Below are 26,169 nucleotides of genomic sequence, written 5' to 3' on the forward strand. Positions count from 1 at the left end.
GGCGCTGCTCGCGGAGTGCGCCGAGCGGCCGCTGGCGGAGGTCGGGGTGGCCGCGCTGGTGCGGCGGGCCGGGGTCGGCCGGGCGACCTTCTACGTCCACTACGACGGCCTGGAGGCGCTCGCCGTCGACGCCTGCGCGGATGTCGTACGGGACGCGGTGGAGGCGCTGCACGCCTGGCGGGGGCGGCCCGACCCGGTGCACGCGCCGCCCGCGCTCGCGGAGTTCTTCGCCTCGCTGACCCCGCACGCCGCCCTGTACCGGTCCCTGCTGGCGCCCGGTGGCGGCGGGCCGCTGGGCCGGGTCCTGCACCGGGACCTGCGCGCCTACAGCCTGCGCGAACGCCATCTCGCGGGCGCCGCCGACGCCCCGCTGGTCGCCTCGGCGGTCGCGGCGACCTTCGCGGGCGTGCTGGGCGACTGGCTGCACGGCCTGCTGGACGCGAGCGCGGCCGACATCGCCGACCAGGTCTGGCAGTTGCTGGTCGCGCTGCATGCGAGCCGGTGAGGTCCGCTCACTCGCAGGCCAGGGTCTCCACGTACGTCCGTGCACTCCTTTCGAGGACACGCACGTCCCGCCGACCTCAGGGGTCGTCGCCCAGGTGGGCCCCCCGCACTCCAGCGCCCGGCCCGGCCGGTACCTCCCGCAACGTCAGCGTGCCGCCGTCTGGAACGTCCGCCGGTACGCCTGCGGGGACACCCCGATCGCGGCGTGCAGGTGCTGTCGCAGGGACGCGCCGGTGGCGAAGCCGACCTGGCCGGCGATCTGGTCGACCGACAGGTCGCTGGACTCCAGGAGGTGCCGGGCCCGGACCACGCGCTGCTGGATCAGCCAGCGGCCGGGGCTGAGGCCGACCTCGTCGTTGAAGCGGCGGGCGAAGGTGCGCAGGCTCATCCGGGCGTGGCCGGCGAGGTCGGCCAGGGCGAGGGGCTCGTCGAGGCGCTCCAGGGCCCACATCCGGGTCCCGGCCGTGCTCGCGGCGCCCGGTTCGGGGACGGGCTGGGCGATGTACTGGGCCTGGCCGCCGTCCCGGAACGGCGGGACGACACAGCAGCGGGCCACCCAGTTGGCGAGTTCCCCGCCGTGGTCCGTGCGGACGATGTGCAGGCACACGTCGACGCCGGAGGCCGCCCCGGCCGAGGTGAGCATCCGGCCGTCCTCGACGAAGAGCACGTCCGGGTCCAGGTCGACGCGCGGGAACATCCGCCGGAAATGATCGGCGACGGCCCAGTGGGTGGTCGCCCTGCGGCCGTCGAGGAGCCCCGCGGCCGCGAGCACGAAGGCGCCCGTGCAGATGGAGACGACCCGCGCGTCGGGGCGGATCAGCTCCAGGGCCGCCCGGACGGCGTCCGGCAGGTCTCCGCTCACCCGGGAGGGGTCGACGGGGGCGATCACCACGGTGTCCGCGGTGCCGAGGATCTCGGGGCCGTGGTCGACGCCGATGGTGAAGTCCGCGTTGCTGCGCACCGGACGGCCGTCGACCGTGCAGGTCAGCACTTCGTACCTGCCGTCGGCGGCGTTGAAGATCCGGGCCGGGATGCCCAGTTCGAAGGGGTAGACGCCGTCCAGCGCCAGGACCACCACTCGTTCCACATGTGCCATGGCACGATTCTATCGGATGTTGGCAATCATGCCATTTCCCCGTCGGGCGGCCCCCGGCAGGCTGAACAGCATGAGCACTGTGAACACGATTCGAGTCATCAGCCAGGACGTCCTCGGCGGTCCCGAGGTCCTGAAGGAAGTCGAGGTGGAGCGTCCGCAGCCGCGGCCCAACGAGGTGCTGGTGCGGGTGCGGGCCGCCGGTCTCAATCCCACCGACTGGAAGCACCGCGCGCTCGGCCTCTTCCTGGGCGAGCCGCCGTTCGTCCTGGGCTGGGACGTGTCGGGCGTGGTCGAGGCGGTCGGGTTCGGCGTCGCGGACCTCGCGCCCGGCGACGAGGTCTTCGGGATGCTGCCCTACCCGTACGGCCACGGCTCGCACGCCGAGTACGTCATCACCCCGGGCCGCGCCCTGGTGCACAAGCCTGCCACGCTCAGCCATGTCGAGGCCGGAGCGCTCCCGCTGGTCTCCCTGACCGCGTGGCAGGCCCTGGTGGAGCACGCCGGCCTCCGGCCGGGGCAGCGGGTCCTGGTGCACGCGGCGGCCGGTGGCGTCGGGCACGTGGCCGTCCAGATCGCCAAGGCGCGGGGCGCGTACGTGATCGGTACGGCCAGCGCGGGCAAGCACGAGTTCCTGCGCGGGCTGGGCGCGGACGAGCTGATCGACTACCGGGAGAGCGACTTCGCCGAGGCCGTGAAGGACGTCGACGTGGTCCTCGACACCCTGGGCGGCGACACCGCGCTGCGCTCGCTGCGGGTGCTGCGTCCGGGCGGTCTGGTGGTGTCGATCCTGCCGGTGGGCGCGGACGGGTTCCGCGAGGAGGTCGAGCGGCTCGGGGTGCGGGCCCTCAACATGCTGGTGGACGCCGACCGTGCCGGGATGAAGGCGATCGCGGAGCTGGTGGACGCGGGGAAGCTGCGCCCCGCGATCGCCGGCACCTTCCCGCTGGCCGCTGCCGCCGAGGCACACGCGCTCGGCGACACCGGCCGCACCACGGGGAAGCTGGTCCTCACGGTCGACTGACTCAGAAGGTCAGGACCGGCTTGATGGCCTTGCCCGCTCCCATGTCCCGCACCGCCTGGTCGATGTCCGCGAACGGATAGGTGCTGATCAGGCGGTGCAGCGGGAGCCGCCCCTCCTTCACCAGGCGGACCAGGGCGGGGATGAAGCTCTGGGTCTCGGCGTCGCCGAGGGTGAGGCCGACGACCTTCTTGCCGCCGAGCAGCCCGTTGACGTCGAGGGAGACCTCGGTGCCGAAGGGCGGGGCGCCCACGACGACCACCGTGCCGCGGGCGGCGAGCGCGTCGACACCCTGGCGCAGGACGCCGACGTTGCCGGTGGTCTCCACGATGCCGTCGGCACCCTGTCCGCCGGTGATCGCGGCGAGCGCCTCGCCGAGGTCCTCCTCGCCGGCGTTGACGGTGCGGGTGGCGCCCAACTCCCTGGCCAGTTCGAGGCGTTCGGCCACCCGGTCGACGGCGACGATCGTCGTGGCGGGGGTGAGGGCGGCGGCCATGACGGCGGAGAGTCCGACGGCTCCGGCGCCGAGGACGGCGATGGTGGACCCGGTGCCGGGCTTCAGTACGTTCCACACCGCGCCGACTCCGGTCTGCACTCCGCAGCCGAGCGGGGCGACGGACTCCAGCGGTACGTCCCGGTCGACCTTGACGAGGCTGCGCTCGTCGACCAGGGCGCGCTCGGCGAAGGAGGACTGGCCGAAGAAGTGGCCGCCGAGCGGCTCGCCGTCCCGGCTGATGGTGCTGGTGCCGTCCGCCCGGCGACCGCCGAGGAGGTTGAGCGGCAGCCAGGTCGCGCAGTAGGCGGGGTGGCCGCCGTCGCAGTTGCGGCAGTCGCCGCAGGACGTGAAGGACAGCACGACGTGGTCGCCGGGGGCGACGCCGGTGACGGCGGGGCCGACGGCCTCGACGACTCCCGCGCCCTCGTGGCCCAGGACTCCGGGCAGCGGGAAGGGGAGGCCGCCGCTCGCCACGCCCAGGTCGGTGTGGCACAGCCCGGTGGCGACCATGCGGACGACCGCCTCGCGCGGTCCGGGCTCGTCGAGGGTGACGTCGGAGAGGGTGAAGGGCGCGCCGCCGGACTCGACGACCGCGGCACGGGTGGTGATGGACATCGGTGGAACTCCTCTGGAAGCGCTCAGCCGAGCGAGACAACGACGGACTTGACCTTGGTGTAGGCGTCCAGCGCCTCGGGGCCGTACTCGCGGCCGTAGCCGGAGTCCTTGACCCCGCCGAAGGGCACCGCGGGGTCGAGCATCGCCCAGTCGTTGACCCAGACGATGCCCGCCTGGAGCCGGTCGGCGACCCGGTGCGCACGGGCCAGGTTGGTGGTCTGGACGCCCGAGGCCAGGCCGTACGGCGTCGAGTTGGCGAGGGCGACCGCCTCGTCCTCGGTGTCGAAGGGCTGCACGGTGAGGACCGGCCCGAAGATCTCCTCCTGCACGACCCGGGAGTCGTTGGAGAGGTCGGCGATGACGGTGGGCCGGTAGTAGTAGCCGCCGTCGAGGTCGAGGCGCTCACCGCCGCAGACGATCCGGCCGCCCTCCTTGCGGGCGAGGTCGACGTACTCCTCGACCTTCTTGAGGTGCTTCTCCCCCGCCATCGGCCCGACGACGGTCCCCGGGTCGCGCGGGTCGCCCACCGGCACGCCGGGGACGGCTTCGGCGAGGATGCCGAGCAGCGTGCTGAGGACGGGTCGGGCCACGAGGAGGCGCGGGCCGCCCATGCAGAACTGGCCGGTGTTGAAGACGAACGCCTTGATGATCGCGCCGACCGCCTTCTCCAGGTCGGCGTCCTCGAAGACGAGGTTGGCCGCGTTGCCGCCGAGTTCCATGGTGACGGGCTTGAGGGCCTCGCCGGCGGTGGCGGCGACGTGCCGGCCGATCGCGGTGGAGCCGGTGAAGGCGACCTTGTCGATGCCGCGGTGGCGCAGCAGGGCGTCACCGGCCACCGGTCCGGCGCCGGTGACGACGTTGACCACGCCGTCGGGTACGCCCGCCCGCTGGAGCAGCCCGGCCATGTAGAGGGCGCTGAGCGGGGTCTCGTCGGCCGGCTTGTGCACGACCGTGTTGCCGGCCGCGAGCGCGGGGCCGATCTTCGAACCGGCCAGGATCAGCGGGAAGTTGAAGGGGGTGATGGCGGCGACCACGCCGAGCGGCTCGCGCTTGGTGTAGGCGAGGGCGTTCATGGGCGTGTCGCGGACGGCGCCGTCCAGGGAGTGGGCGAGGGCGGCGAAGTGCTCGTAGTCGTTGGCCGCGTTGGTCACGTCCACGGCGTGGCACAGCGAGATCGGCTTGCCGACGTCGAGGCTCTCCAACTGGGCGAGTTCATCGGCGTTCTCGCGGATCAGCTCGGCGACCCGGTACAGGATCCGGCCCCGCTCGCGGCCGCTCAGTCCGGACCAGGTGCCTCCGTCGAAGGCCTCCCGGGCGGCGCGCACGGCCGCGTCCACGTCGGCTGCGCCGGCCTCCGCGACGGTGGTGAGGGCCACGCCCCGGGACGGGTCGACTACCTCGGTGCGGGCGCCGTCGGCGGCCTCGCGCCACTGGCCTCCCACGAACAGCCGTCCGGGTTCGATCTCGATGGGGGACATCACCGCTCCTCAGCATCGTCGCCAAGATTTCAACTAACAGGATTCCTGTTGGTTCGCAGTCTCTTTACAGACAGGTTTCCTGTCAATGCTCTAGCCTGAACCCATGCTCGACACACAGGTGACCAAGGCGCCCCCGTCGCTCCTCTACATGGTGAAGCAGGTGGAGCTCGTTGTCCGCTCCCACCTGGACGAGCTGGTCAGGCCGTCCGGGATCACCGCGCTCCAGTACACGGCCCTGACCGTCCTGGAGCGGCACGACGGGCTCTCCGCGGCGCAGCTGGCCCGGGACTCCTTCGTCACCGCCCAGTCGATCGCCGACCTGGTGCGCTCCCTGGAGACCCGCGGACTGGTGCGCCGCGAGCGCAATCCGGCCAACCGCCGGGAGCTGCTGATCCTGCTGACCGACGCGGGCCGCGAGCTGCTCGCGCGCCACGAGAACGCCGTGCGGGAGCTGGAGGAGCGGATGGTGCGGGACCTCACCACGCACCAGACCCAGCAGTTTCGCCAGGCGCTCACCAAGGCCTGGCACGCCCTGTCGTGAGCCCGGCGTGAGCCCGGCGCGACCTTGTGACAAAACGGCGGCCACAATTCAAAGACATATGTCAATCGAACATGCTCAAATTCACTCCATCGAGGGTAACTTGCAGGGCGGGGAAGGGATTTGCGCGCACCCCGGGCACGGTGACACGTCTACGCTCACAGCACGTCGTCACCCCGGCCCCCGGTGACCTGCACCCTTTGCCGTCCGTGGAGCCGGTTGGAGGCGATGTCGTCGTGCAGCAGGAACCTGCACCGCTGTCCCGGCATCTGCGCGTCCACCAGGACCGCGGTCACACGGTCCTGGAGTTCCGCGGGGAGATCGACATCGCCGCGGCCATGGAGGTCCTGCCCTATCTGGACCGGGTCACCGGTCGCCCGGAGCCGCGGCTGGTGATCGACCTCAGCGGTGTGGAGTTCTTCGACTGCTCCGGACTGCGGCTGCTGTACCGGGCTCGGGCACGCGTCCTCGACAACGACGGCCGGCTGCTCCTGGTCTGCACCCACCCGCTCACCCTGCGGATCATCCGGGTGACCGGTCTGTCCCGGCTGCTGCCCCCGCAGCCGTCGGTGGACGCGGCCCTGGAACAGCCCGAGGCCACGTCCGAGACGTTATGACCCCGCTCGGCATGCATGGTGGTGCCGCAGCCCGAAGTTCTCCCCGGCCCGCCCCTGCACACCCGTCTATTCGCTCCGCGGCGCGTCGAACAGGGCGCTGACGGACTCACCGTTGTGAATGCGCCGTACGGCCTCGGCGAGCGCCGGGGCGATGGACAGGATGCGCAGCTTGTCGGTGCGCTCCTCGTCGGGGACCGGCACGGTGTTGGTGCAGACGATCTCCAGCACGTCGGGCTGCTCGCCGATCCGCTTGAGGGCACCGTCGGCGAAGAGCCCGTGCGTACAGGCGACCCGGATCGAGCGCGGCCCCAACTCCCGCAGCCTGCCCAGCAGTTCGAGGACCGTCGAGCCCTTGGCGATCTCGTCGTCCAGCACGATGACGTCCCGCCCTGCGACCTCGCCGATGACGTCGCTGATGCTGACCCGGTCGTCCGCGAACCGCTGCTTGGCGCCGGCGGCCACCTGGGCGCCGATCAGCCGGGCGAAGGCGGCCGCCTCCTTGGCGTTGCCGAGGTCCGGGGAGACGACGGTGGTGCGCGAGAGGTCGTACTGCCGGAAGTGCGCGGCCAGTTCACGCAGTGCGTGCAGGTGGTCGACGGGCACCGAGAAGAAGCCGTGGACCTGCGGCGAGTGCAGGGTCATGGCCAGGACACGGCTCGCACCGGCCGACACCATCAGGTCGGCGACGAGCCGCCCGCCCAGCGAGATGCGGGGCGCGTCCTTCTTGTCGGAGCGCGCGTAGGAGTAGTGCGGCATCACGACGGTGATCCGGCGCGCGGAGGCACCCCGCGCCGCGTCGCACATCAGCAGCAGCTCCACCAGGTGCTCCTGGACCGGCCTGACCAGCGGCTGGACGAGGAAGACGTCCCGTTCCCGGCAGTTGGCCTGGAGCTGCACCTCCAGGCAGTCGTTGGCGAAGCGGCTGACCCGGGTGGGGCTGAGCGGCACACCGAGATGCGCGCAGACCTCCGCCGCCAGCTCGGGGTGGGCACTACCGCTGAACACGGCGATGTCTCGCACGGATCCGCTCCTCGGATGATCATCTCGGGCTGCCGCGGTCATGCTACTGGCCGCCGAAATTCGGTTGCGGTCCCCCGGAGGCGGGGCGCCATCATGGCGGGGTCCGAGCCCCCTCACGTCAGGACCCCTCGCATGCGCCGACTCCTCGAAGTCACCCAGTGCCCCCTTCGGCCCACGGCTTCCGAGGACTCCATCCCGTATGCGCACCCTGAACATCGGCATTCTGGCCCACGTCGACGCGGGTAAGACCAGCCTCACCGAGCGGCTGCTGTTCGACCACGGCGCGATCGACCGGCTCGGCAGCGTCGACACCGGCGACACCCGCACGGACGACGGCGCGATCGAGCGGCAGCGCGGCATCACCATCCGCTCCGCGGTCGCCTCCTTCACCGTCGGCGACACCCGCGTCAACCTCGTCGACACCCCGGGCCACTCCGACTTCGTCGCCGAGGTCGAGCGCGCCCTGGAGATCCTCGACGGCGCGGTGCTGCTGCTGTCCGCCGTGGAGGGCGTCCAGGCGCAGACCCGTGTCCTGATGCGGACCCTGCGCGGGCTGCGGCTGCCCACGCTGATCTTCGTCAACAAGATCGACCGGGCGGGCGCCCGCGACGAGGACCTGCTCGCCGACATCCGGCGCCGGCTGACGCCGTACGTAGCCCCGCTGACGGAGGTGATGGGTCTCGGCACGTCCGAGGCCCGCGTGACGGCCCGCCCCACCGGGGACCTGGCCGAGGCCCTCGCCGACGTGGACGCCGGCATCCTGCGGGCGGTCGTGGACGGCCCCGAGCCCACCCCGGACGACCTGCGCAAGGCACTCGCCGCACGCACCGCCGACGCCTCCTTCCACCCGGTGTACTTCGGCTCCGCCCTCGGCGGCCAGGGCGTCCCCGACCTGGTGGAGGGCGTCACCCGGCTGATCCCGCCCGCACCCGTGACCTGCGGGGGCGCACCGCGCGGGACGGTGTTCGCCGTACGCCCCGGCCCCGGCGGCGAGCGCACCGCGTATCTGCGGCTCTACGACGGTGAGGTGACGGAGCGTCAGCGCCTCACCTTTCTCCGGCGTGAGGCCGAGGGCGTCACCGGCCGGGTCTCCGGACGGGTCACCCGCCTCACCGGTCCGCTCGGCGCGGGCGGCATCGCGGCGCTCACCTTCTCCTCCGCCCTGCGCGTGGGCGACCGGCTCGGCGAACTCACGGACCGCGCACCGCAGTTCGCGCCCCCGACCCTGGAGACCCTGGTCACCGCCCGCCGCCCCGGCCAGGCGGCCCGGCTGCGCTCGGCGCTGCTGGCCCTCGCCGACCAGGACCCGCTGATCCACGCCCGGCCCGAGGCCGGGGGTGCCACGTCACTGCTCCTGTACGGCGAGGTCCAGATGGAGGTGCTCGCGGCGACCCTCGCCCAGGACTTCGGCGTCGAGGCGGACTTCACACCGGCCCGGGTCCGGTATCTGGAGCGTCCCGCCGGCACCGGCGAAGCCTGTGACGAGCTGCCCTGGCACGAGCGCGTGCGGTACTGGGCGACGATCGGGCTGCGGGTGGAGCCGGGCGAGCGCGGTTCCGGCGGGGTGTTCGCGTACGAGACGGAACTCGGGGCGCTCCCCCGGGCGTTCCACCAGGCCGTCGAGGAGACGGTGCACCTGAGCATGCGGACCGGGCTCACCGGCGCGACGGTGACGGACTACCGGGTCACGCTGATCCGCTCCGGCTTCGTCGGGCCGCTCAGTACCGCCGCCGACTTCCGCGGGCTGACGCCGATCGTGCTGCGGCGGGCGCTGGAGCGGGCGGGGACGCGGGTGTTCGAGCCGTGCCACGCGTTCGAGGTGGAGGTGCCGGTGGACGCGTTGGCTTCGGTCACGGCTCGACTCGCCTCACTCGGCGCCTCGTTCACGGGCACGTCGGGCGGGGACCCGGCGTGGGTGATCACCGGTGAGCTGCCTGCCGGGCGGGTGCGGGAGATCGAGGTGCGGTTGCCGGGGCTCACGCGCGGGGAGGGGGTGTGGTGGTCGAGGCTCGGTGGCGACCGGGAACTCGACCAGCCCTCACCAGGACACCGGTAGCCGCCGCGGCCCCCGTGTCATCCGGCCCTCCCGCCACTCGATCGTCTCCGGGGTGAACTCCGCCCGCAGCCCCGGGAAACGGACCGCCAGGCGGTGCAGGGCCAGGCCGAGTTCCAGTCGGGCCAGCCACGCGCCGAGGCAGTGGTGGGGGCCGGCGCCGAAGACCACGCTCGGTGTCGTCAGAGGGGCGAACAGGTCGGTCTCCTGCGGCTGGGGGAAGACGTCCGGGTCCCGGTTCGCCGCGTTCGTCTGTACGGCGACCACCGCGCCCGCCGGGATCGTCACCCCGCCGATCTCGACCTCCTCGACGGCCCGGCGGATCAGGCCGGGCAGCACCCTGCCCTCGCTCAACGGGATGGTCCGCAGCAGCTGTTCGACCGCGGTCTCGGCCGCTTCCTGGCTCTGGGCGAGGCCGGGCCAGGACGCCCGTCCGTCGGTGAGGAGGTGGACGACGATGTTGCCGAGGGCCGTCATGGTCGTCTCGTGTCCTGCGACCACCAGGCCCAGGACCAGGATGACCAGTCGCGGTTCCTCGATGCCGAGGCCGTCGCCCGTCACGACCAGGGCGCTCACCAGGTCGTCGCCCGGATTCTCGCGCCGCTCGGCGACGAGTTCCGCGCAGAACAGGCCGAACTCCCGCATGGCCGCACCGACCTCCGCGGCGGTGTGGGCGCCGCCGGACAGGGCGTGGTCGGCCCAGTCGCGGATGCGTTCCCAGTCGGCGTGTTCCAGGCCCATGAGCCGGGAGATGACCGACACCGGCAGGCGGCGGGTGAAGCCCTCGACGATGTCGGTGGGGCGCGGCTGCCGGGCCAGGTCGTCGAGGAGGGTCTCCACCACGGCGGCGGTCCAGGGCCGCCAGCGGGCGATCGCGCGGGGCGTGAAGGCCCGCTGGACCGTGCCGCGCAGCAGTTGGTGGGGCGGGCCGTCCTGATTGAGGAGGCCGTCCGGGGAGTCCAGCAGGTTCGGGACGACGAGCAGCGGCGGGGCGTCCGCGTCCTTGAGGGACCTCCTGTCGAAGCGCGGGTCCATGAGGACCTGGCGGACCTCGGGGTAGCGGGTCACGAGCCACACCGGGGTGCCGGTGGCGAGGGTGGTGAGCCGGGGCGGGCCGGACTCGGGGAGGGGGATGCGGTGCATGGGACGAAGGGCCGGGGACGTGTGGTCTGCGCTCATGCGGGTCTCCAGACACGCCGGTACGGAGAGTCGTCCACGCTAGTGCGCCGCTCGCGCCTCCGGGAGTGTCCCAATCGGTCAACAAGAGGGACCGGCAAGGCTTTTGGGAGTCATCCCTGGGCATCCGTGCATCTAGGAAGGAGGGCCGTCGCATGACGACTCCCATCAGGCGCGTGTCCAGGCGCATGCCCGGCTGGGCGAAGATACTCACCGCCGTCGTGGTGGTGCTCGTGGTGTTCTTCGCCGGTATCCGGTTCAGTGTGCTCCCTGGCCTCAAGGACCTGTTCGGCACCGAGACCCACGACCGTTCGGGTCCCGCACTTCTGGAGTCCATCCAGGACATCAGCCGTTACGACGCGGCCTCCGGCAATTTCCAGGTCGTCGTGGACCTGGAGAAGGACACCAAGTACCTGCCCGACGCGATCCGCGGCTCCCGCACCCTGTACGTCGGGGCGGGTGCCGTCGACGCCTATGTCGACCTCGGCAAGGTCGCCAAGAACGACGTGACGGTCAACGGGGACCGCACGGCCGCCACGCTCCATCTGCCGCACGCCCAGCTGGGCAAGGCCACGCTGGACGCGGACCGCTCCTACGCGGTGTCCAAGCAGCGCGGTCTGCTCGACCGGCTCGGCGATCTGTTCTCCGACAACCCCAACAGCGAACAGGCGGTGCAGAAACTGGCGGTGAAGCACATCACCGAGGCCGCGAAGGAGAGCGAGCTGACCAAGCGGGCCGAGACCAACACCACCAACATGCTGAAGGGTCTGCTGGGTTCCCTCGGCTTCAAGAAGGTCGAGGTCACCTACGGCACCTGATCAGCCGCCGAGCATCCCGGGCAGGGTGAGGGCACCGAGCACGGTGGTGCCGACCAGTATCCATGCCACATAGTCGCCGACGTGCCCGGACTGCAGGCGCCGCAGCCACAGCGCCCGGTCCGGTGCGGCGAACGGCTCCGGGTGGGTGACGGCGAGGAAGGCGAGGGCCCCCGTGAGCAGCACCGCGGGCACCGCCGTCATGGTGTCCGGAATCCGGCTGACCCGGTGCCGGGTCTCGGGCCGCGGTCCGAGGCCCAGGAACACCCGGGCGGCGACCTCAGCACTGCGGCGGCGGTCACGGCGGACGCGGCCACGTACAGCACGGTGAGCGGACCGCCCACCGCCTCCTCGGCCAGGGACTTGCCGAGCGCCGTGCCGAAGGGGGGAAGTCCCGCGAGGCCCAGGGCTCCCAGGGTGAACAGCACGGCGAGGACGAGAGTGCCGACGGGGCCCAGCAGGGCGAGGACCAGGGCGAGATCGACGTAGGAGGGACGGTCGTAACCCTGGGAGAGCAGCAGGAGGGCGGGGCAGGCGAACGCGGTGCACAGGTTCTGGGCCACGACCCGGCGGCGCAGCGGGCCGGTGGCGACGCCCCACACGGTGGCGCCCACTCCCCCGGCGAGGAGGCCGGTCGCGGTGAGCGCGGCCCACCAGGTGAGGAGTTCGGCGGTGGCGAGGAGTGCGGGACGCCTGTCCATGCGCCGCCTCCTCCGGGTTCCGACCGCGTGGCTCGTCCGACGCGGGCCATCCAAACACCGCGCCGGGGGCGTGCGGTGGCGACGCGCGCGGTTCTCAGCCCGGAGTGCCCCGACCGTACGAAGAGAAACGCGAGGAGACGGTGGGGCGGCGGCATTCTCGGGCTGTTCAGGGGTAACCGCCCTACGACACAGGGAAGTTGAAGAGTGGAGGAACCAATGGCCTGGGTGCTCTCACGTTCGCGGGCGAGGTCGGACGCCGGCACCGCCAAGACGGAACCCGCGGCGAAGCCCACGCCGAAGGCCGCCGCCCGGCCCCGGCGCAATCCGCTCTCCCTCGTCGTCCGTTTCGTGGCGATGGTGTTCGCGTTCGCCTTCATGGTGGCGTTCGCCGTGGTGCTGGCCCGGCTGACCCTGGAGCCCTCGCCGGCGTCGGTGGATCTGACCCACACCAACCTGCATCCCGGCGCCTCCCTCAAGGCCTATCTGGACCAGCCCGAGATGCGGGACGCGGTCAAGCAGATCGGCGGGAACATCGTGCTGGGCGTGCCGTTCGGGATCCTGGTGCCGATCGTGGCCCCCAAGACCCGCGGGCCGCTGCGGATCCTGCTGCTGACGGCCGTGGTGATGCTGCTGGTGGAGTTCGCGCAGGGTGCCCTGGTGGAGGGGCGCGCCTTCGACATCGACGACGTCATCCTGAACACGTCCGGAGCGCTGATCGGCTATCTCCTGCTGGGGCGGCGGCTGAGCCGGGCCGTGCACAAGCCGGCGAAGAAGTCGTAAGGAGGCGGGACTTCGCTCCACTTCTGGTCTGTACCAAAGTATTGACGACCCCTTAGCTCACTTCTTAAATCAAGAGGCGACACCTTCACCCCCCACCTCGGAGGAAGAGCCGTGGCCGCCTCACGCCTGCTGCGCAGATGTCTGCTCGCCGCCCTGTCCGCGGTACTGGTCTCGTCCGGTACCGCGGCGGCCGACCCGCCCTCCGTCTCCGCCGCCGCGGTGACCTTCTCCGACTCCTTCGACGGGCCCGCCGGAGCCGCCGTCGACTCCTCGAAGTGGCAGATCGAGACCGGCGACAACGTCAACAACCACGAGCGGCAGTACTACACGGCGGGCAACAGGAACGCGGCGCTGGACGGCCAGGGGCACCTGGTGATCACGGCGCGCAAGGAGAACCCGGCCAACTACCCGTGCTGGTACGGCACCTGCCAGTACACCTCGGCCCGGCTGAACACCTCCGGGAAGTTCACCGCGCAGTACGGGCATGTCGAGGCGCGCATGAAGATCCCGCGCGGGCAGGGCATGTGGCCGGCGTTCTGGATGCTGGGCACGCCCGTGAACTGGCCGGACTCGGGCGAGATCGACGTCATGGAGAACGTCGGCTTCGAGCCCTCCACCGTGCACGGCACGATCCACGGCCCGAGCTACTCCGGCTCGGGCGGCATAGGCGCCGGCTACTCCCTGCCGAACGGCCAGGCCTTCGCGGACGCCTTCCACACCTTCGCCGTCGACTGGGCGCCCGGCTCGATCACCTGGTCCGTGGACGGCACCGTCTACCAGCGGCGCACCCCCGCCGACCTGGGCGGCCGGACCTGGGTGTTCGACAAGCCGTTCTTCCTGATCCTCAACCTCGCCGTCGGCGGCTACTGGCCAGGCGACCCGGACGGCTCGACGGCCTTCCCGCAGCAGCTCGTGGTGGACCACGTGTCCGTGACCACCGGCGACTCGGCCACCGGGACGGCGATCCGGGGCCTCGCGGGCAAGTGCGTGGACGTCGCCGGAGCGAACCCGGCGAACGGGACGGCCGTACAGCTCTACGGCTGCAACGGCACCGCGGCCCAGCAGTGGACGGTCGGCGCCGACGGCACGGTCCGCGCGCTCGGCAAGTGCCTGGACGTGACGGGCGGCGGCACCGCGGACGGTACACCGGTGCAGCTCTACGACTGCAACGGCTCCGGAGCCCAGCGGTGGACCGTCACGGGCGCGCGCGACATCGTCAATCCGCAGGCCGGCAAGTGCCTGGACGTGACCGGCAACAGCTCGGCCGACGGCACCCGGCTCCAGCTGTGGACCTGCACGGGCGGCGCCAACCAGAAGTGGACGGTCGGCTGAGCCGCCGCGTCAGTGCCGGGTCCAGGTGAACTTGTCGCCGCCGACCCAGCGGACCACGTCCGGGTCGTCCAGGTCGTGGACGATGATCCCGAAGGCGGCGGCCGCCTCCAGGACGTCGGTGACGGTCTTCGCCTCGCCGACGACCTGACCGTCGATCTCCACGATCCGGAAGGGCGGTGTCGTCGGCTGGACCCCGAGCACCATGATCCGCGGGTTCGAGATGTGCGGGCTCGCGATTTCGGTCATGGATAGAGCGTAGAGCGCATCCCGCGGGAGGGAGAGTCGTACGTCCTCCGCCGAGCCGTCCGCGCTCCGCGGCCGGTCCGCTCCCCCGCCGTGCGGCCCCCGTCGCCCTGGGGAACCCTGGAGGAGGAGGTGGCGATGGATCCCGTCGAGGCCCTGGAGCGAATCGCCTTCCTGCTGGAGCGGTCCCTGGCGCCGACCTACCGGGTGCGCGCCTTCCGTACGGCGGCCCGGGTGCTGACCGGGCTGCCCGCCGACGAGGTGCGCGAGCGAGCGGGGAACGGGTCGCTGGAGTCCCTCAAGGGGATCGGCCCGAAGACGGCCCAGGTGGTGCGGGAGGCGCTGGCCGGGGACGTGCCCGGCTATCTGGAGAAGCTTGAGGGCGAGTCGGCCGCGCCGCGGCCCGAGGGCGGCGAGCGGCTGCGGGCGCTGCTACGCGGTGACTGCCATCTGCACTCGGACTGGTCGGACGGCGGCAGCCCGATCGAGGAGATGGGCCGCACCGCGGCGGAGCTGGGCCACGAGTGGGCGGTGCTGACCGACCACTCGCCCCGCCTGACCGTGGCCCGGGGGCTGTCCCCTGAGCGGCTGCGCCACCAGCTGGACGTGGTGGCGGAACTCAACGACACCTGGGCGCCCTTCCGCCTGCTGACCGGCATCGAGTGCGACATCCTCGACGACGGCTCGCTCGACCAGGAGCCGGAACTCCTGGAGCGCCTGGACGTCGTGGTCGTCTCCGTGCACTCCAAGCTGCGCATGGACGCCCGCGCGATGACCCGGCGCATGGTGGCCGCCGTACGCGATCCGCACGCGAACGTCCTCGGGCACTGCACGGGACGGCTGGTGACCGGGCGGGGGCGGCCGGAGTCGGAGTTCGACGCGGACGAGGTGTTCGCCGCGTGTGCCGAGTCGGGCACGGCGGTGGAGATCAACAGCCGCCCCGAGCGTCTCGACCCGCCGCGCCGGCTGCTGCGCCGGGCCGTCGAGGCGGGCGTGCTGTTCTCCGTCGACACCGACGCGCACGCGCCCGGGCAGCTCGACTGGCAGATCCTCGGCTGCGCCAGGGCCCAGGAGTGCGGGGTGCCGGACGAGCGGGTGGTGACCACGTGGAGCAGGGAGGAGCTGCTGGGCTGGTCCCGGGAAGGGTGGGTGCCGTCCCGAGTGGCGGGCGCCTGACGTGGTACTCGTGCCGCACGACAGGAAAGGGGAGGTTCATGGCACGGGCGGCAGTGTTCGACGTCGACGGCACTCTCGTCGACACCAACCATCTGCATGTGACGACCTGGTGGGAGGCCTTCCGGCAGGCGGGGCACCGGGTGCCGACGCACGCCGTGCACCGGGCCGTGGGGCTCGGCTCCGACGACCTGATCGCCCGGCTCCTCGGCGAGGACCGCGACAAGGACCGGGACGCCGAGCTGAGCGCCGCCCACAAGACCCTGTACGCGCAGTACTTCGACCGGCTGCCCCCGTTCGAGGACGCCGGACGGCTGCTGCGCCGGCTCGACCGGGACGGCTGGCGGGTGGTCCTCGCGACCTCGGCGGGCGGCGCCGAGCTGTCCGCGCTGCGCCGGGCGATCTCGGCGGACGACGCGATCACGGCCACCGCGAGCGCCGACGACGTGGAGCACGGCAAGCCAGCCCCCGAGCCCGTCGAGCGCGCCCTGGAGCTGGCCGGGGTGCCCGCCGGGCACGCGGTGTTCGTGGGCGACACGGTGTGGGACATGAAGGCCGGGAGCCGGGCCGGGGTGCGCTGTGTGGGCGTGCTGTGCGGCGGCATCCCCCGCGCCGACCTGGTGGCGGCGGGCGCGCAGGCCGTCTACGACGATCCCGCCCAGCTGCTGGCCTCCCTGGCGGACAGCCCCCTGGCGTGACACCGGCGATGTCCCGGGGCACGCGAACCGTACGACGGCGGTCCCGGGCCGCGCACGCCCTGCGGCAGGAGGCCGGTGCGGTCGGCAGGGCCGCCGGGGCCGCCTGGCGCGGGCCGGGGCGTGAGCGCGATCTGGTGGTGCAATCGCTGAAGGCATCGGCCGCCGCACTGCTGGCCTGGCTCGTGGCGGGCGTGTGGCTGGGCGATCCGATGGCGCTGATGGCGCCCTGGGTCGCGGTGGTGCTGATGCAGGCGACCGTGTACAGCTCGCTGATGCAGGCCGCCCGGCAGTTCGGAGCGATCTGCTGCGGGACGCTCCTCGCCTCCGTGGCCCTCGCCGTCACCGGGAACACCCTGGGCGCGGTGGCGCTGTCCGTGCCCCTGCTGGTGCTGCTGGCGAACTGGCCGCGCTTCGGCGACCAGGGCATCCACGGTGCCACCACGGCCCTGTTCACCCTGGCCACCGGCGCCGCCGGGCTGTCCTCCGCCGGCCATCGGATGGGGCAGGCCGCGCTCGGGGCGGTCATCGGTGTCGCCGTGAACGCGTTCGTGCTGCCGCCGATCCATCTGCGGGACGTGCGGGAGAACCTGGCCGCGCTGGCCAGGGAGGCGGGGGACGTCCTGCACGCCGTGGCCGGGGATCTCCGGGACGGCGCGTGGGACACCCCGGCCTGGTCGGCGGCCTCGGCGCGGCTGGAGCACCGTCTTGAGGCGCTGCGGTCCGCGCGGGGCTGGAGCCGGGAGAGCCTGCGGCTGACCGCCGCCCCGCTGCGGGCCGTACGGCGGCCTCCCGGGCCGGCCCCGCCGGAGCGGGACGACGAGCGCTGGAGCCGGGTCACCGGGCACATCCGCGCGCTGACCCGGACCCTGGCCGTCGCGGCCGACGCCGACCGGGCCCCCGTACCGCCCTCCGATCCGGTGCTGGAGGCGTACGCCGGGCTGCTGGAGCTGGTCGGCGACGCCTGCCGCGCGGAGAGCCGCCGGCTGCTGGGGTCCGGTGACGACGCGCTTCCGGACGAGGCGGCCGAGGCGGCGATGCGGGAGCTGCGCGGGCGGCTCCAGGACGGGCTGCGGGAGCACGCCGGGCAGGGGGCCGCCGGTACGGCGGTCCTGGGGACCCTGCTGCTCCAGGCGGAGAACCTGTGGAGCGAGACCGTTCCGGCCGGTCGGAACGCGTGACACGTATCACCCCGCAACGCCCGCCGTGGAGGAACACCACAGGGCGGTTGCCCGTTGAACAGACCGTGGGTACGGACGGGACAGTGTCCCCGGGCCTCACCTTTTGCCCACAGGGACGATCGTTCGGCTGAAGCCCTGTGGAGCCTTTCGCCGAGAGGCGACCGCCGTCCGTGCCCACCACAAGACCGCCCCGACCGTGATTCCCCCGTCCGGTCGGGGCTTCCTCATGTCCGGACCGGACTTTGGGCCGGGCCCGCGGGCCGGGCTTGACTTGGAGTGCGCTCCAATTCGTAGCGTTCCCGTCATGAGCACTGCACAGCACAAGATCGGTTCGGGGTTCGGCGCCCACAGCACCGCCGACGAGGTCCTCTCGGGCATCGACCTGTCCGGCAAGCTCGCGATCGTCACCGGTGGCTACTCCGGGCTCGGCCTGGAGACCACCAGGGCCCTCACGAAGGCCGGCGCCCGGGTCGTGGTCCCGGCCCGGCGCCCCGACACCGCGAAGGAGGCCCTCGCCGGCCTCGACGATGTCGAGCTGGACGAGCTCGACCTCGGCGACCTGGAGAGCGTCCGCGCCTTCGCCGACCGCTTCCTGGCCACCGGCCGCACGGTCGACCTCGTCATCGACAACGCCGGGATCATGGCCTGCCCCGAGACCCGGGTCGGGCCCGGCTGGGAGGCGCAGTTCGCCACCAACCACCTCGGTCACTTCACCCTGGTCAACCGGCTGTGGCCGGCCATCGAGCCCGGCGGCGCCCGCGTGGTCTCGGTGTCCTCGCGCGGCCACCACAACTCCGGTATCCGCTGGGACGACGTCCACTGGCGACAGGGCTACGACAAGTGGCAGGCGTACGGCCAGGCGAAGACGGCGAACGTCCTGTTCGCCGTCCACCTCGACCGGCTCGCGAGGGACCGTGGTGTGCGCGCCTTCTCACTGCACCCCGGCGGCATCCTCACCCCGTTGCAGCGCCACCTCACCAAGGAGGAGATGGTCGAGCGCGGCTGGATCGACGAGCGGGGTGAGCTTCGGTACCCCGACCTGTTCAAGACCCCGGAGCAGGGCGCGGCCACGCAGGTGTGGGCCGCGACCTCACCGCAGCTCGCCGGGATGGGCGGTGTCTATCTGGAGGACTGCGACATCGCCGAGCCCGCCGTCGACGGCGACCAGAGCAACGGTGTCCGCGCCTGGGCGACCGACCCGGAGCAGGGGGAGCGCCTGTGGACGCTGTCGGCACAGCTCACGGGCGAGAACGCGTTCGCCTGAGCCTGCGGCGGCTAGAGCGACGCCGGAGCCGACGGCGGCTGGACCGACGCCGCTTCCTTCGGCCCGTACAGCGCGGCCGGTGCCCCGGTCTCCAGCGCCCAGTAGCGGTCGCCGTACGACCAGTGCCACCACTCGGTCGGGTAGTTGACCAGGCCCGCCGCGCCCAGGGCCTCGCCCAGCACGGTGCGGTTGGCCTTCGCCTCCTCGGTGATGTTCCCGGCGCCGGTGTAGCAGGCGCCGTCGCTCTGCTCCGGGTTGGCGTTCATCGCGGTGCCCAGGTCGAGTTCACGGCCGTCGGCGTCGGCGAGGGTCAGGTCGACGGCCGCGCCGGCGCTGTGCGGGGCGATCTCCGGCGGGGAGACGTACCGGCTGGCCGCGGTGCGGATCCGGTCGGCGGACCAGTCCGGGTTCGCGGTACGCAGCTCGTCGGCGTACTCCTCGAAGTAGTGGCGCTGGAGCGCGGGCGGGCGGTACCCCTCGACGAAGAGCAAGCGCAGTCCCGCGGGCAGCAGGGCCTCGGCCGCGAGCAGCCGGTCGAGGACGCCCCGGCGCAGCAGGATCTCGGCGCCCAGGGAGTCCTCGTGCTTGCGGCCGTCGACGAGGAGGTGGTCACGGACGTCCACGAGGGGTTCCCCGTTCTCCTCGACGGGAACGGCGGCCACGCGGTCGTCGGACATCAGGATGATCTCACTCATGGACCGATGATCTCGCGGCCGGCGACCGCGCCGGGCACCGGGTGCATCACCGGGGGCCGGGCGCGACGCCGGCGGCCGACGTGGGCGTTCCAGCCGACGCACGACCCGGCGGCGACCTGGCGCACCAACGTCCTCGGCTCCATCCGGGTGTTCGAGGCGGTGGCGGCGGCCGAGGTGCCGGCCCTCGTGCACGCCTCGTCCGTCGGCGCGTACTCGCCGGGCCCGAAGGACCACGCGGTGGACGAGTCCTGGCCGACGCACGGCTGGCCGGACGCGGCGTACTGCCGGGAGAAGGTGTATCCGGAGCGCGCCTGGACACCTTCGCCTACCGGCTCGCGCTGCGCTCGGATGTCCGCGGCGCCTTCAACCTGGCCGGTGAGCCGCCGGTCGACGCGGAGATGCTGGGCGAACTGCTCGACGCCCGTCCCGTACGGCTCCCCCGCACCGCGGCCCGTTCGGCCATCGCGGCCGCCTGGGGCCTGCACCTGCTGCCCGCGTCCCCGCACCTCTTCGACGCGGTCCTGCGTCTGCCCCTGATGGACTGCACGCGTGCGCGTACGGAACTGGGCTGGCGCCCGGAGCACTCGGCGGGCGAGGTCCTGGAGGAGTTCCTGCGCGGGATGCGGCAGGGAGCGGGGGCGCGGACCGTGCCGATGGCGGGCCGCAAGGTCGGCTGAGCCGCGCCGCCGGTGCCTCAGCCCGTGGACTCCTCGGCTCCCGGGTGCTCGGGGTGCACGGTGTCCGACCGCGGCGCCCCCTGCCGGCTCGTCCCCGCCTCGTCGGTGTCGGGGACGTCGTCGGACTCGGAGGCCCCGTCGTCCGGGTCGCCCGGCACGGTGGCGACCTCCCACGGGTCCTCGCCCTCGCCCTCCTGCTGGTCCGGCAGATCCCGCGGGACGGGGTCCCCGTTCTCACCGGGTCCTTCGTGACGGTGCTCCACCACGGCCTCCCTTCGCGTTCTCGGCCTCTCGGCACTCGGCTCTCTCGGCGGGAGCGCGAGTACCTCCGGCCAGGTCGGCGAAACGTCAGTGCGGGGCGCGCTCCTCCAGGGCCGTCCGCCAGGCGGGTGCCGGTCCCTCGGGTGCCGGGGAGGGGCGCCGGCCGCCGCGGGCGAAGAAGTCGGCGAGCGGGAGGATGGCCGCGCCGACGGTGACCGCGTCGGGGCCGAGGCGACCGAGGTCCACGGTGACCTTCTGGGCCGGGTACCGGAGCGCGTACGACGTCGCGTGGCGCCGTACGGCGGTCAGGAACCGCGCGCCCAGCTGGAGCCCGGCCCAGCCGCCGACGATGATCCGCTCGGGCTGGAAGAGGTTGATCAGGTCGGACAGCCCCGCGCCCAGGTACTCGGCGGTCTCCTCCAGGACGGCGAGGGCCACCGGGTCGGCCGAGGCGTCGTCGGCTGCCGTGTCCTCGTCCGGGTAGGCGGCGGCGAGCATCGCGGTGAGCGCGGTCTCCTCGTCGGCGCCCTCGGGCGGACGGCCGCCCTCCTCGCGCCAGCGATCCAGCAGGGACTCGGCGCCCGCGTAGGCCTCCAGGCAGCCCAGCGCCCCGCAGCGGCAGCGGCGCCCCCTGACCCGTACGGTCAGATGCCCCCATTCGACCGCCCGGCCGTGCTCGACCTCGGGCGTCACCAGACAGGCGCCGACGCCGGAGCCGAAGAGGACCACGACGGCGTTGTGGGCGCCGCGTCCGCCGCCGAACCACATCTCGGCCTGGCCGAGGGTCTTGGCGCCGTTGTCGATGAAGTACCGGGCGCTCTCGGGCAGCGGGGAGCCGGTGCGCAGCAGGGCTTCGAGGGGGATCGCGTCCCAGCCGATGGTCTGGCCGTGCACGACCGCCCCGCTGTGGGGGGTGTGCTCGACGATGCCCGGCACCCCGATGCCGACGCCGAGCAGCCGCTCGGGCGCGGTGCCCGCGGCGGCGAGCACTTCGGCGATGCCGTCGCGGATGTGCTCGACGATGACGTCGACGTCGTACCGGCGCCCGGTCAACGGCCTTTCGGCGCGGGCGAGTTCGGTGAGGGTGAGGTCGAACAGCTCGATGCGCACCCGGGTCTCGCCGACGTCGACGCCGATCATGTGGCCGCTGTCGGGCGCCACCCGCAGCAGGGTGCGCGGACGGCCGCCGTCGGAGTCGACGCTGCCCGCCTCCTCCACCAGCCCGTCGGCGACCAGGTCGGCGACGACGTTGCTGACCGAGCCGGAACTCAGCCCGGTCACCGGCCCCAGCTCGAAGCGGCTGAGGGGGCCGTCGAAGTAGAGGCGCTGGAGTACGGCCGTGCGGTTGGCCCGTCTGAGGTCGCGTACCGTGCGCCCGTTCCGCTCCGTCATGCGGCTCCCTTCCTCGAACCCTTAATTCACACTATGAGGTAAGGGGTGGTCGATTCAAGGGCGATCACGGACCGGCGGTGAGGGCCGCGATCTCGTCCAGGGCGGCCACCAGGTCCGGACCGACCGTCTCCTGGACCCAGCGGACCCGGTCGGCGTCGTACGCGCGGGGGATCGTCTCGGTGATCATGATCAGGTCGAGGTAGGCCCGGTAGAGGGCCAGCCGCAGCCGGGCCGAGTCGTCGAACTCGGCGTGGCCGCCGGCCTCCCGGTAGCCCGCGAGGAACGCCTCGTCCTTCCTGATGTCGCCCAGCAGTGCGAGGGAGACGAAGTCGGCGAGGGGGTCGCCCCAGAACATCCGCTCCCCGTCGATGAGCCCGCCGATGCGCGGCTCCCCGCCGTCCGGGCGGTGCAGCAGGATGTTCCCGTCCCACAGGTCGAAGTGGACCAGCGCGGGCACCGTGACGTCGTCGAGGGCGGGGAAGGCGGCGGCGAGGGTGGCGGCCACCCGGTCGAGGGGGCGGGGCAGTCGGGGGCCGTAGTCCCGGGCGTCGTCCAGGACGGCTCCGACGAGGGTGGTGAACGCGGTCCGCCAGTCCGGGGCGAGCGGGCCGAGGGCGCCGGACGGGTAGCCGTAGCCCGGTCCGGTCACGGTGTGCAGCCGGGCCACCTGACGGCCCAACTCCCGCCGCAGCGGCCCCTTTTCGCCCTCGGTGACCGAGGCGTCCCACGGCTCTCCGGGGCACGCCGTCATCAGCAGGTGCGGTACGCCCCCGTCCTCGCCGACGGCCACCACGCGCGGGGCGGCGACCTCGGCGGCGGTGGCCGCGCGGTAGAACTCCACCTCGGAGACGAGGAGTTCCCGCTCGTGGCGCAGGCCGGGGACGGTGGACGGGGGCGGGACCTTGAGGATGTACCGAGTGCCGTCGGCGAGGAGGAGTTCCTCGACGGTGTTGTAGGTGCCGCCGGTCAGGGCGCGCACCCCGGCGAGCAGGCCGGGTGCGAGGCCCGCACTCTCCAGAACGCGCTTTCCCCGTTCCCAGGAGTCCACCAAGGCCCCGCCCCTTCCCTCGCGTTCGCGCGGATCAGCCCGCGGCGTACACGTCCTCGACGTAACGCCCGTCCCGCACCAGTCCGTCCAGCCACTGCTCGGCGGCCGTGTCGTCGGCGTCCGGCGTGTGCTCCCGGAACAGGGTACGGAACGCGTCCCGCACTCCGGGTGCCATTCGCGATCCGTCTCCGCAGACGTACACACGGGCGCCCGCGTCGAGCAGTTCCCAGACCTCGGCGGCCTCGGCGGCGATGCGGTGCTGCACGAAGGTCACCGGGCCCTCGGGCGCCCGGCTGAAGGCGGGGCGGAGCCGGACGGCGCCCACGGCCTCCGCGGATCGCAGCTCCTCGGCGTGCAGATAGTCGGCGTCCGGGGCGTCGCAGCCGAAGTAGCAGAGGGCGGGCGGGAGTTGTTCACCCCGGCCCAGGGCGGCGACCCGGTCGGCGACCGCACCGCGGAAGGGGGCGAGGCCGGTACCGGCCGAGATCATCACGACCGGCGCGGAGTGGTCGACCCGGAAGGCCTCCCGGCACGGCTGCACACGGGCCAGGACGGTGTCGCCGGGCTGGACGTCGACGAGGTGTCCCGAGCCGGTCCCGCGGTAGGTGCCGTTGCCGGAGCGGGCGGGCGCCTCCAGCAGGGAGACCATGAGGTCGAGGTGGCGGGGGTCGGCCTGCGGTGACGAGGACACCGAGTAGTGGCGCGGGCGCAGGGGTGTCAGGAGGTCGAGCAGGGCCGGCCAGCCGAGGGCGCCGCGCAGCGCGGGGTGGGTCTCGAAGATCTCGACGAGGGTGCGCGGGTCGTCGGACAGGGCAGCGAGCCGGGCCTTCTCGGGCGGGCAGGGGTTGGCCTCGGCCAGCGCGGTGAGCTGCCCGGCGGTCGGGCGCTGGCGCAACTCGACGTGATGGGTGAGGAGTTGGCGCACGGTGAGGGGCCGGTCGACGGCGAGTCCGTCGCGGCGCGGGCGGGCGGCGCGGATGTCCAGTACGGCGTCGAGGTCGACGCCGAACGCGTCGGCGGCCCGCTCGACGAGCACCTTGTCGTTGACCGGGAGCACGGTGACGTGGTCGGCGGTGCGGTAGGTGACGCCCTCGGGCAGGGCGAGCCGTACGAAGCGCTTCAGGCGGGGGTGGCCGGGTGCGGTGAGGTCGTGGGCCTCGGTGACGGTCATCGGGACCAGGTCATGGCGTTCGGCGAGGGCGTCGAGGGGACCGCCGGTGAGGGTGCGGACCTCGTAGGCCGCGGCTGCCTGCTCGGGCTCGGCGCCGGTGGCGTCCGGGTCGCCGTACGCCTGGAGAAGCGCGGTGCGCAGGTCGCCGGTGAAGGTGCGGACCGTGCCGGTGAGGTCGCCGGAGGCGTCGGCGGCGGCGCGGTCCAGGAGGCGGGTGGCGCCGAGTTCGGCGAGGCGCTCGTCGACGCGGGTCGGGAAGTGCTGGTAGGTGGCAGCCCAGTTGCGGTCGCCGACACCGAGGACGGCGCAGGAGACGCCCGTGAGGTCGTGGTCGCCATCCAGCCAGGCCGCGAACTCCCGGGCGTCGTCGGTCGGTTGGCCGTTGTAGGAGGCGGCGGTGATGACGACCGGGCGGTCGGTGGGGAGGCCGTCGGCATAGGCGTCGAGGGGGGCGACCTCGGTGTCGCAGCCGAGCGCGGCGGCCTCGTCGGCGAGTCCGGCCGCGAAGTCGCGGCAGGTGCCGTAGTTGCTGCCGTGCAGGAAGAGGGCACGGGTGCCGGGCAGGACCCGCGCGGGCAGGGTGCTGTCGGCGGTCGGGGCGGCCGTGTTCTGCGGCACGGCACCGGGCAGGGGCGTGTGGGCGCGGTCGGCCGGGGTGCGGGGGGTCAGTTCGAGGGTGAAGCCGTCGGGCTTGAGGGTGAGCGCCTCCTTCACCGTGAGCCGGTAGTCGGCGTGGTCGTGCAGCCGGTAGCGGTGCACGAGGAGCGCGAGCAGCATGGTCGCCTCGTGCAGGGCGAACTGCCGCCCGATGCAGGCGCGTTCGCCGGTGCCGAAGGGCTTGAAGGCGTGCGGGGAGCGGGCGGCCTCGGCCTCCGGGGTGAACCGTGAGGGGTCGAACAGCTCGGGGTTGTCGCCCCAGACGGGCTGCCGGTGGAGCATCGGGGCGACCACGGTGAGGGCCTGTCCGGCGCGCAGCGGGATGCGCCCGCCGAGCAGGGTGTCCTCGCGGGCCTGGCGGCTGAAGGCGGCGGCCGTGGGCCAGAGGCGGAGCGCCTCGTTGAGGACCTGGCGGGTGCAGGTGAGGCGTCCGACCTCGTCGAAGGTGGGCTTCGGGTCGGCGGTGTCGCCCCACAGCCCGTCGACCTCGCGCCGGACGAGGTCGAGCACGGCCGGGTGCTTGGCCAGGTAGTACATGGCGAAGGACATCGCGCCCGAGGTCGTCTCGTGGCCCGCGATCAGGAAGGTGATCACCTGGTTGCGGATGTTGGTGGTGTCGAGCGTGGTGCCGTCGGCGGGGTGCGTCGCGCTGAGCATGAGCCCGAGGAGGTCGTCGGTGCCGTTCTCGCCGGACGCCCGGCGTGAGCTGATCACGTCGTCGACGACCTGCGCCAGATGGCCGGCGTCGGCACGGAATGCCTCGTCGGCCGCGCTGTAGTCGCCGCCCGGGGTGCGGGCGAGCCGGGTCATGGCCCACTCCAGGCAGCGCACCATCGACTCGACGAAGGGGTGCGGCTCGTCCCGGCCGAAGGAGCCGAAGTCGTAGCCGAACCCGGCGAGTCCGATGGTGTCGAGGGTCATCCGGGTCATGTCGTCGGCGATGTCCACCGGCCGTCCGTCGTGGGCGGCGCGATCCCAGGAGCCGATGAGCCGCCGGGCCACCCGCAGCATCACCGGGTGGTAGGTGCGCATCGAGCCCAGCGCGAAGGCGGGCATCAGGATGTCGTGGGCCTTGGCCCAGTTCGGCTCGTCGTTGTAGGCGGTGAAGAGCCCGTCGGCGGCGAACTCCCGGACGTTCTCCAGCGCGGGCCCGATCGCCTTGGCGAACCGGGTCTCGTCGGCGAGTTCGGTGACCAGGTCGAGATCGGCGACGAAGGTGACGTCCCGCCCGTGCAGCCGCCGTACGAGCAGCGGGCCGTGCTCGCGCATCAGGCCCATGACCTGCTGGAGCGGGGTGCGGCCTGGGCCGGTGGCGGTGATGTCGACGACGGGGAGGCCGGTGGGGGTGGTGGGCTGCGCGGTGGGGGGCATGGCGCGACAACTGCCTTTCGCGGTACGGGAGTACTGCGGTCAAGCCTGGTCCCCGGGTCCCGGCCGCCCGGCCCCGCCCCCTACATGATTGTGTAGTGCACG

The 26,169-nt window shown here is 72.9% G+C and carries 25 protein-coding genes and 1 pseudogene; 13 read left to right on the top strand and 13 right to left on the bottom strand.

Annotated elements, in window-relative coordinates:
- The coding region (locus tag G3I78_RS26810) for a TetR/AcrR family transcriptional regulator (protein ID WP_164429009.1) at window positions 1-505 on the top strand (505 nt) is incomplete at its 5' end.
- Between the two features lie 144 nt (window positions 506-649).
- Here the strand turns inward: G3I78_RS26810 and G3I78_RS26815 are convergent.
- Window positions 650-1,600 carry a helix-turn-helix domain-containing protein gene (locus tag G3I78_RS26815; RefSeq protein ID WP_164429011.1) on the bottom strand — a complete coding sequence of 317 codons (951 nt, stop codon included), beginning with the start codon at window positions 1,598-1,600 and terminating at the stop codon, window positions 650-652.
- A gap of 70 nt (window positions 1,601-1,670) precedes the next feature.
- On the opposite strand from G3I78_RS26815, the gene G3I78_RS26820 reads away from it, so the two are divergent.
- A complete protein-coding gene (locus G3I78_RS26820) occupies window positions 1,671-2,621 on the top strand; it encodes an NADP-dependent oxidoreductase (RefSeq protein ID WP_164429013.1) in 951 nt (316 codons plus the stop codon).
- Window position 2,622: 1 nt separating this feature from the next.
- On the opposite strand, the gene G3I78_RS26825 is transcribed toward G3I78_RS26820, so the two are convergent.
- On the bottom strand, window positions 2,623-3,729 hold the full coding sequence (locus G3I78_RS26825; RefSeq protein ID WP_164429015.1) for an NAD(P)-dependent alcohol dehydrogenase: 1,107 nt from the start codon (window positions 3,727-3,729) through the stop codon (window positions 2,623-2,625).
- A 23-nt stretch (window positions 3,730-3,752) separates the two neighbouring features.
- Complete coding sequence (locus G3I78_RS26830; RefSeq protein WP_164429017.1) at window positions 3,753-5,207, bottom strand: aldehyde dehydrogenase family protein; 1,455 nt, start codon at window positions 5,205-5,207, stop codon at window positions 3,753-3,755.
- 103 nt (window positions 5,208-5,310) lie between these two features.
- Between G3I78_RS26830 and G3I78_RS26835 the strand changes: the two genes are divergently transcribed.
- Window positions 5,311-5,748: a MarR family transcriptional regulator gene (locus G3I78_RS26835; RefSeq protein WP_164429019.1), complete on the top strand. Its 438-nt coding sequence runs from the start codon at window positions 5,311-5,313 to the stop codon at window positions 5,746-5,748.
- A gap of 233 nt (window positions 5,749-5,981) precedes the next feature.
- Entirely contained in the window at window positions 5,982-6,362 is a 381-nt protein-coding gene (locus G3I78_RS26840) for an anti-sigma factor antagonist (RefSeq protein ID WP_343243856.1), read from the top strand.
- 66 nt (window positions 6,363-6,428) lie between these two features.
- On the opposite strand, the gene G3I78_RS26845 is transcribed toward G3I78_RS26840, so the two are convergent.
- A complete protein-coding gene (locus tag G3I78_RS26845; RefSeq protein WP_164429023.1) occupies window positions 6,429-7,382 on the bottom strand; it encodes a ribose-phosphate pyrophosphokinase in 954 nt (317 codons plus the stop codon).
- Between the two features lie 199 nt (window positions 7,383-7,581).
- On the opposite strand from G3I78_RS26845, the gene otr(A) reads away from it, so the two are divergent.
- A complete protein-coding gene (gene otr(A), locus G3I78_RS26850) occupies window positions 7,582-9,438 on the top strand; it encodes a tetracycline resistance ribosomal protection protein Otr(A) (RefSeq protein WP_164429025.1) in 1,857 nt (618 codons plus the stop codon).
- Here the strand turns inward: otr(A) and G3I78_RS26855 are convergent.
- Window positions 9,421-10,614, bottom strand: coding sequence for a cytochrome P450 (locus G3I78_RS26855; RefSeq protein ID WP_164429027.1), 1,194 nt, complete (start codon window positions 10,612-10,614; stop codon window positions 9,421-9,423). The genes otr(A) and G3I78_RS26855 overlap by 18 nt on opposite strands.
- 152 nt (window positions 10,615-10,766) lie before the next feature.
- On the opposite strand from G3I78_RS26855, the gene G3I78_RS26860 reads away from it, so the two are divergent.
- Window positions 10,767-11,429, top strand: a complete 663-nt coding sequence (locus tag G3I78_RS26860) for a DUF4230 domain-containing protein (protein WP_164429029.1) — start codon at window positions 10,767-10,769, stop codon at window positions 11,427-11,429.
- On the opposite strand, the gene G3I78_RS52180 is transcribed toward G3I78_RS26860, so the two are convergent.
- Window positions 11,430-11,630, bottom strand: coding sequence for a hypothetical protein (locus G3I78_RS52180; protein WP_164429005.1), 201 nt, complete (start codon window positions 11,628-11,630; stop codon window positions 11,430-11,432). It lies immediately after the preceding gene.
- On the bottom strand, window positions 11,627-12,127 hold the full coding sequence (locus G3I78_RS51270) for a monovalent cation/H+ antiporter complex subunit F (RefSeq protein WP_239158070.1): 501 nt from the start codon (window positions 12,125-12,127) through the stop codon (window positions 11,627-11,629). The genes G3I78_RS52180 and G3I78_RS51270 overlap by 4 nt, the downstream gene beginning before the upstream one ends.
- A 216-nt stretch (window positions 12,128-12,343) precedes the next feature.
- Here G3I78_RS51270 and G3I78_RS26875 point away from each other — a divergent pair, with 216 nt between their 5' ends.
- Both G3I78_RS26875 and G3I78_RS26880 read left to right on the top strand, forming a co-directional pair.
- Window positions 12,344-12,907 (top strand): VanZ family protein, encoded by a 564-nt coding sequence (locus G3I78_RS26875; RefSeq protein WP_164429031.1) that lies wholly within the window; start codon window positions 12,344-12,346, stop codon window positions 12,905-12,907.
- 111 nt (window positions 12,908-13,018) lie between these two features.
- A complete protein-coding gene (locus tag G3I78_RS26880; RefSeq protein ID WP_164429033.1) occupies window positions 13,019-14,239 on the top strand; it encodes an RICIN domain-containing protein in 1,221 nt (406 codons plus the stop codon).
- Window positions 14,240-14,248: 9 nt separating this feature from the next.
- On the opposite strand, the gene G3I78_RS26885 is transcribed toward G3I78_RS26880, so the two are convergent.
- Window positions 14,249-14,485, bottom strand: coding sequence for a hypothetical protein (locus G3I78_RS26885; protein WP_164429035.1), 237 nt, complete (start codon window positions 14,483-14,485; stop codon window positions 14,249-14,251).
- 135 nt (window positions 14,486-14,620) lie between these two features.
- Here G3I78_RS26885 and G3I78_RS26890 point away from each other — a divergent pair, with 135 nt between their 5' ends.
- From G3I78_RS26890 to G3I78_RS26905, 4 genes are all read left to right on the top strand, one after another.
- Window positions 14,621-15,658, top strand: coding sequence for a PHP domain-containing protein (locus G3I78_RS26890; RefSeq protein WP_164429037.1), 1,038 nt, complete (start codon window positions 14,621-14,623; stop codon window positions 15,656-15,658).
- Between the two features lie 38 nt (window positions 15,659-15,696).
- A complete protein-coding gene (locus tag G3I78_RS26895) occupies window positions 15,697-16,353 on the top strand; it encodes an HAD family hydrolase (RefSeq protein WP_164429039.1) in 657 nt (218 codons plus the stop codon).
- An 8-nt stretch (window positions 16,354-16,361) separates the two neighbouring features.
- Window positions 16,362-17,531, top strand: a complete 1,170-nt coding sequence (locus G3I78_RS26900; protein WP_164429462.1) for an aromatic acid exporter family protein — start codon at window positions 16,362-16,364, stop codon at window positions 17,529-17,531.
- A gap of 304 nt (window positions 17,532-17,835) precedes the next feature.
- The gene (locus tag G3I78_RS26905) at window positions 17,836-18,795 is read left to right on the top strand and encodes an SDR family NAD(P)-dependent oxidoreductase (protein WP_164429041.1); all 960 of its coding nucleotides are present in this window, start codon (window positions 17,836-17,838) and stop codon (window positions 18,793-18,795) included.
- Between the two features lie 11 nt (window positions 18,796-18,806).
- Here G3I78_RS26905 and G3I78_RS26910 read toward each other — a convergent pair whose 3' ends face one another.
- Window positions 18,807-19,490, bottom strand: a complete 684-nt coding sequence (locus G3I78_RS26910) for a M15 family metallopeptidase (protein WP_164429043.1) — start codon at window positions 19,488-19,490, stop codon at window positions 18,807-18,809.
- 81 nt (window positions 19,491-19,571) lie between these two features.
- Between G3I78_RS26910 and G3I78_RS26915 the strand changes: the two are divergent.
- Window positions 19,572-20,167, top strand: a pseudogene (locus tag G3I78_RS26915) (NAD-dependent epimerase/dehydratase family protein); the annotation flags it as partial.
- A gap of 17 nt (window positions 20,168-20,184) precedes the next feature.
- Here the strand turns inward: G3I78_RS26915 and G3I78_RS26920 are convergent.
- From G3I78_RS26920 to G3I78_RS26935, 4 genes are all read right to left on the bottom strand, one after another.
- Entirely contained in the window at window positions 20,185-20,433 is a 249-nt protein-coding gene (locus G3I78_RS26920; protein WP_164429045.1) for a hypothetical protein, read from the bottom strand.
- A gap of 82 nt (window positions 20,434-20,515) precedes the next feature.
- Complete coding sequence (locus tag G3I78_RS26925) at window positions 20,516-21,820, bottom strand: ROK family transcriptional regulator (RefSeq protein WP_164429047.1); 1,305 nt, start codon at window positions 21,818-21,820, stop codon at window positions 20,516-20,518.
- A 64-nt stretch (window positions 21,821-21,884) separates the two neighbouring features.
- Window positions 21,885-22,871, bottom strand: a complete 987-nt coding sequence (locus G3I78_RS26930) for an aminoglycoside phosphotransferase family protein (RefSeq protein WP_164429049.1) — start codon at window positions 22,869-22,871, stop codon at window positions 21,885-21,887.
- A gap of 31 nt (window positions 22,872-22,902) precedes the next feature.
- Entirely contained in the window at window positions 22,903-26,067 is a 3,165-nt protein-coding gene (locus G3I78_RS26935; RefSeq protein WP_164429058.1) for a cytochrome P450, read from the bottom strand.
- Window positions 26,068-26,169: the final 102 nt, after the last annotated feature.

The organism is Streptomyces sp. SID13726 (genome assembly GCF_010548375.1).
Lineage (GTDB): Bacteria > Actinomycetota > Actinomycetes > Streptomycetales > Streptomycetaceae > Streptomyces.

Bases quoted from the DNA above. Each gene is read 5' to 3' on its own strand.
- G3I78_RS26815 (WP_164429011.1), bottom strand. From the start codon at position 1,600: ATGGCACATGTGGAACGAGTGGTGGTCCTGGCGCTGGACGGCGTCTAC.
- G3I78_RS26820 (WP_164429013.1), top strand. From the start codon at position 1,671: ATGAGCACTGTGAACACGATTCGAGTCATCAGCCAGGACGTCCTCGGC.
- G3I78_RS26825 (WP_164429015.1), bottom strand. From the start codon at position 3,729: ATGTCCATCACCACCCGTGCCGCGGTCGTCGAGTCCGGCGGCGCGCCC.
- G3I78_RS26830 (WP_164429017.1), bottom strand. From the start codon at position 5,207: ATGTCCCCCATCGAGATCGAACCCGGACGGCTGTTCGTGGGAGGCCAG.
- G3I78_RS26835 (WP_164429019.1), top strand. From the start codon at position 5,311: ATGCTCGACACACAGGTGACCAAGGCGCCCCCGTCGCTCCTCTACATG.
- G3I78_RS26855 (WP_164429027.1), bottom strand. From the start codon at position 10,614: ATGAGCGCAGACCACACGTCCCCGGCCCTTCGTCCCATGCACCGCATC.
- G3I78_RS26860 (WP_164429029.1), top strand. From the start codon at position 10,767: ATGACGACTCCCATCAGGCGCGTGTCCAGGCGCATGCCCGGCTGGGCG.
- G3I78_RS52180 (WP_164429005.1), bottom strand. From the start codon at position 11,630: ATGACGGCGGTGCCCGCGGTGCTGCTCACGGGGGCCCTCGCCTTCCTC.
- G3I78_RS51270 (WP_239158070.1), bottom strand. From the start codon at position 12,127: ATGGACAGGCGTCCCGCACTCCTCGCCACCGCCGAACTCCTCACCTGG.
- G3I78_RS26875 (WP_164429031.1), top strand. From the start codon at position 12,344: ATGGCCTGGGTGCTCTCACGTTCGCGGGCGAGGTCGGACGCCGGCACC.
- G3I78_RS26885 (WP_164429035.1), bottom strand. From the start codon at position 14,485: ATGACCGAAATCGCGAGCCCGCACATCTCGAACCCGCGGATCATGGTG.
- G3I78_RS26890 (WP_164429037.1), top strand. From the start codon at position 14,621: ATGGATCCCGTCGAGGCCCTGGAGCGAATCGCCTTCCTGCTGGAGCGG.
- G3I78_RS26895 (WP_164429039.1), top strand. From the start codon at position 15,697: ATGGCACGGGCGGCAGTGTTCGACGTCGACGGCACTCTCGTCGACACC.
- G3I78_RS26900 (WP_164429462.1), top strand. From the start codon at position 16,362: ATGTCCCGGGGCACGCGAACCGTACGACGGCGGTCCCGGGCCGCGCAC.
- G3I78_RS26905 (WP_164429041.1), top strand. From the start codon at position 17,836: ATGAGCACTGCACAGCACAAGATCGGTTCGGGGTTCGGCGCCCACAGC.
- G3I78_RS26910 (WP_164429043.1), bottom strand. From the start codon at position 19,490: ATGAGTGAGATCATCCTGATGTCCGACGACCGCGTGGCCGCCGTTCCC.
- G3I78_RS26925 (WP_164429047.1), bottom strand. From the start codon at position 21,820: ATGACGGAGCGGAACGGGCGCACGGTACGCGACCTCAGACGGGCCAAC.
- G3I78_RS26935 (WP_164429058.1), bottom strand. From the start codon at position 26,067: ATGCCCCCCACCGCGCAGCCCACCACCCCCACCGGCCTCCCCGTCGTC.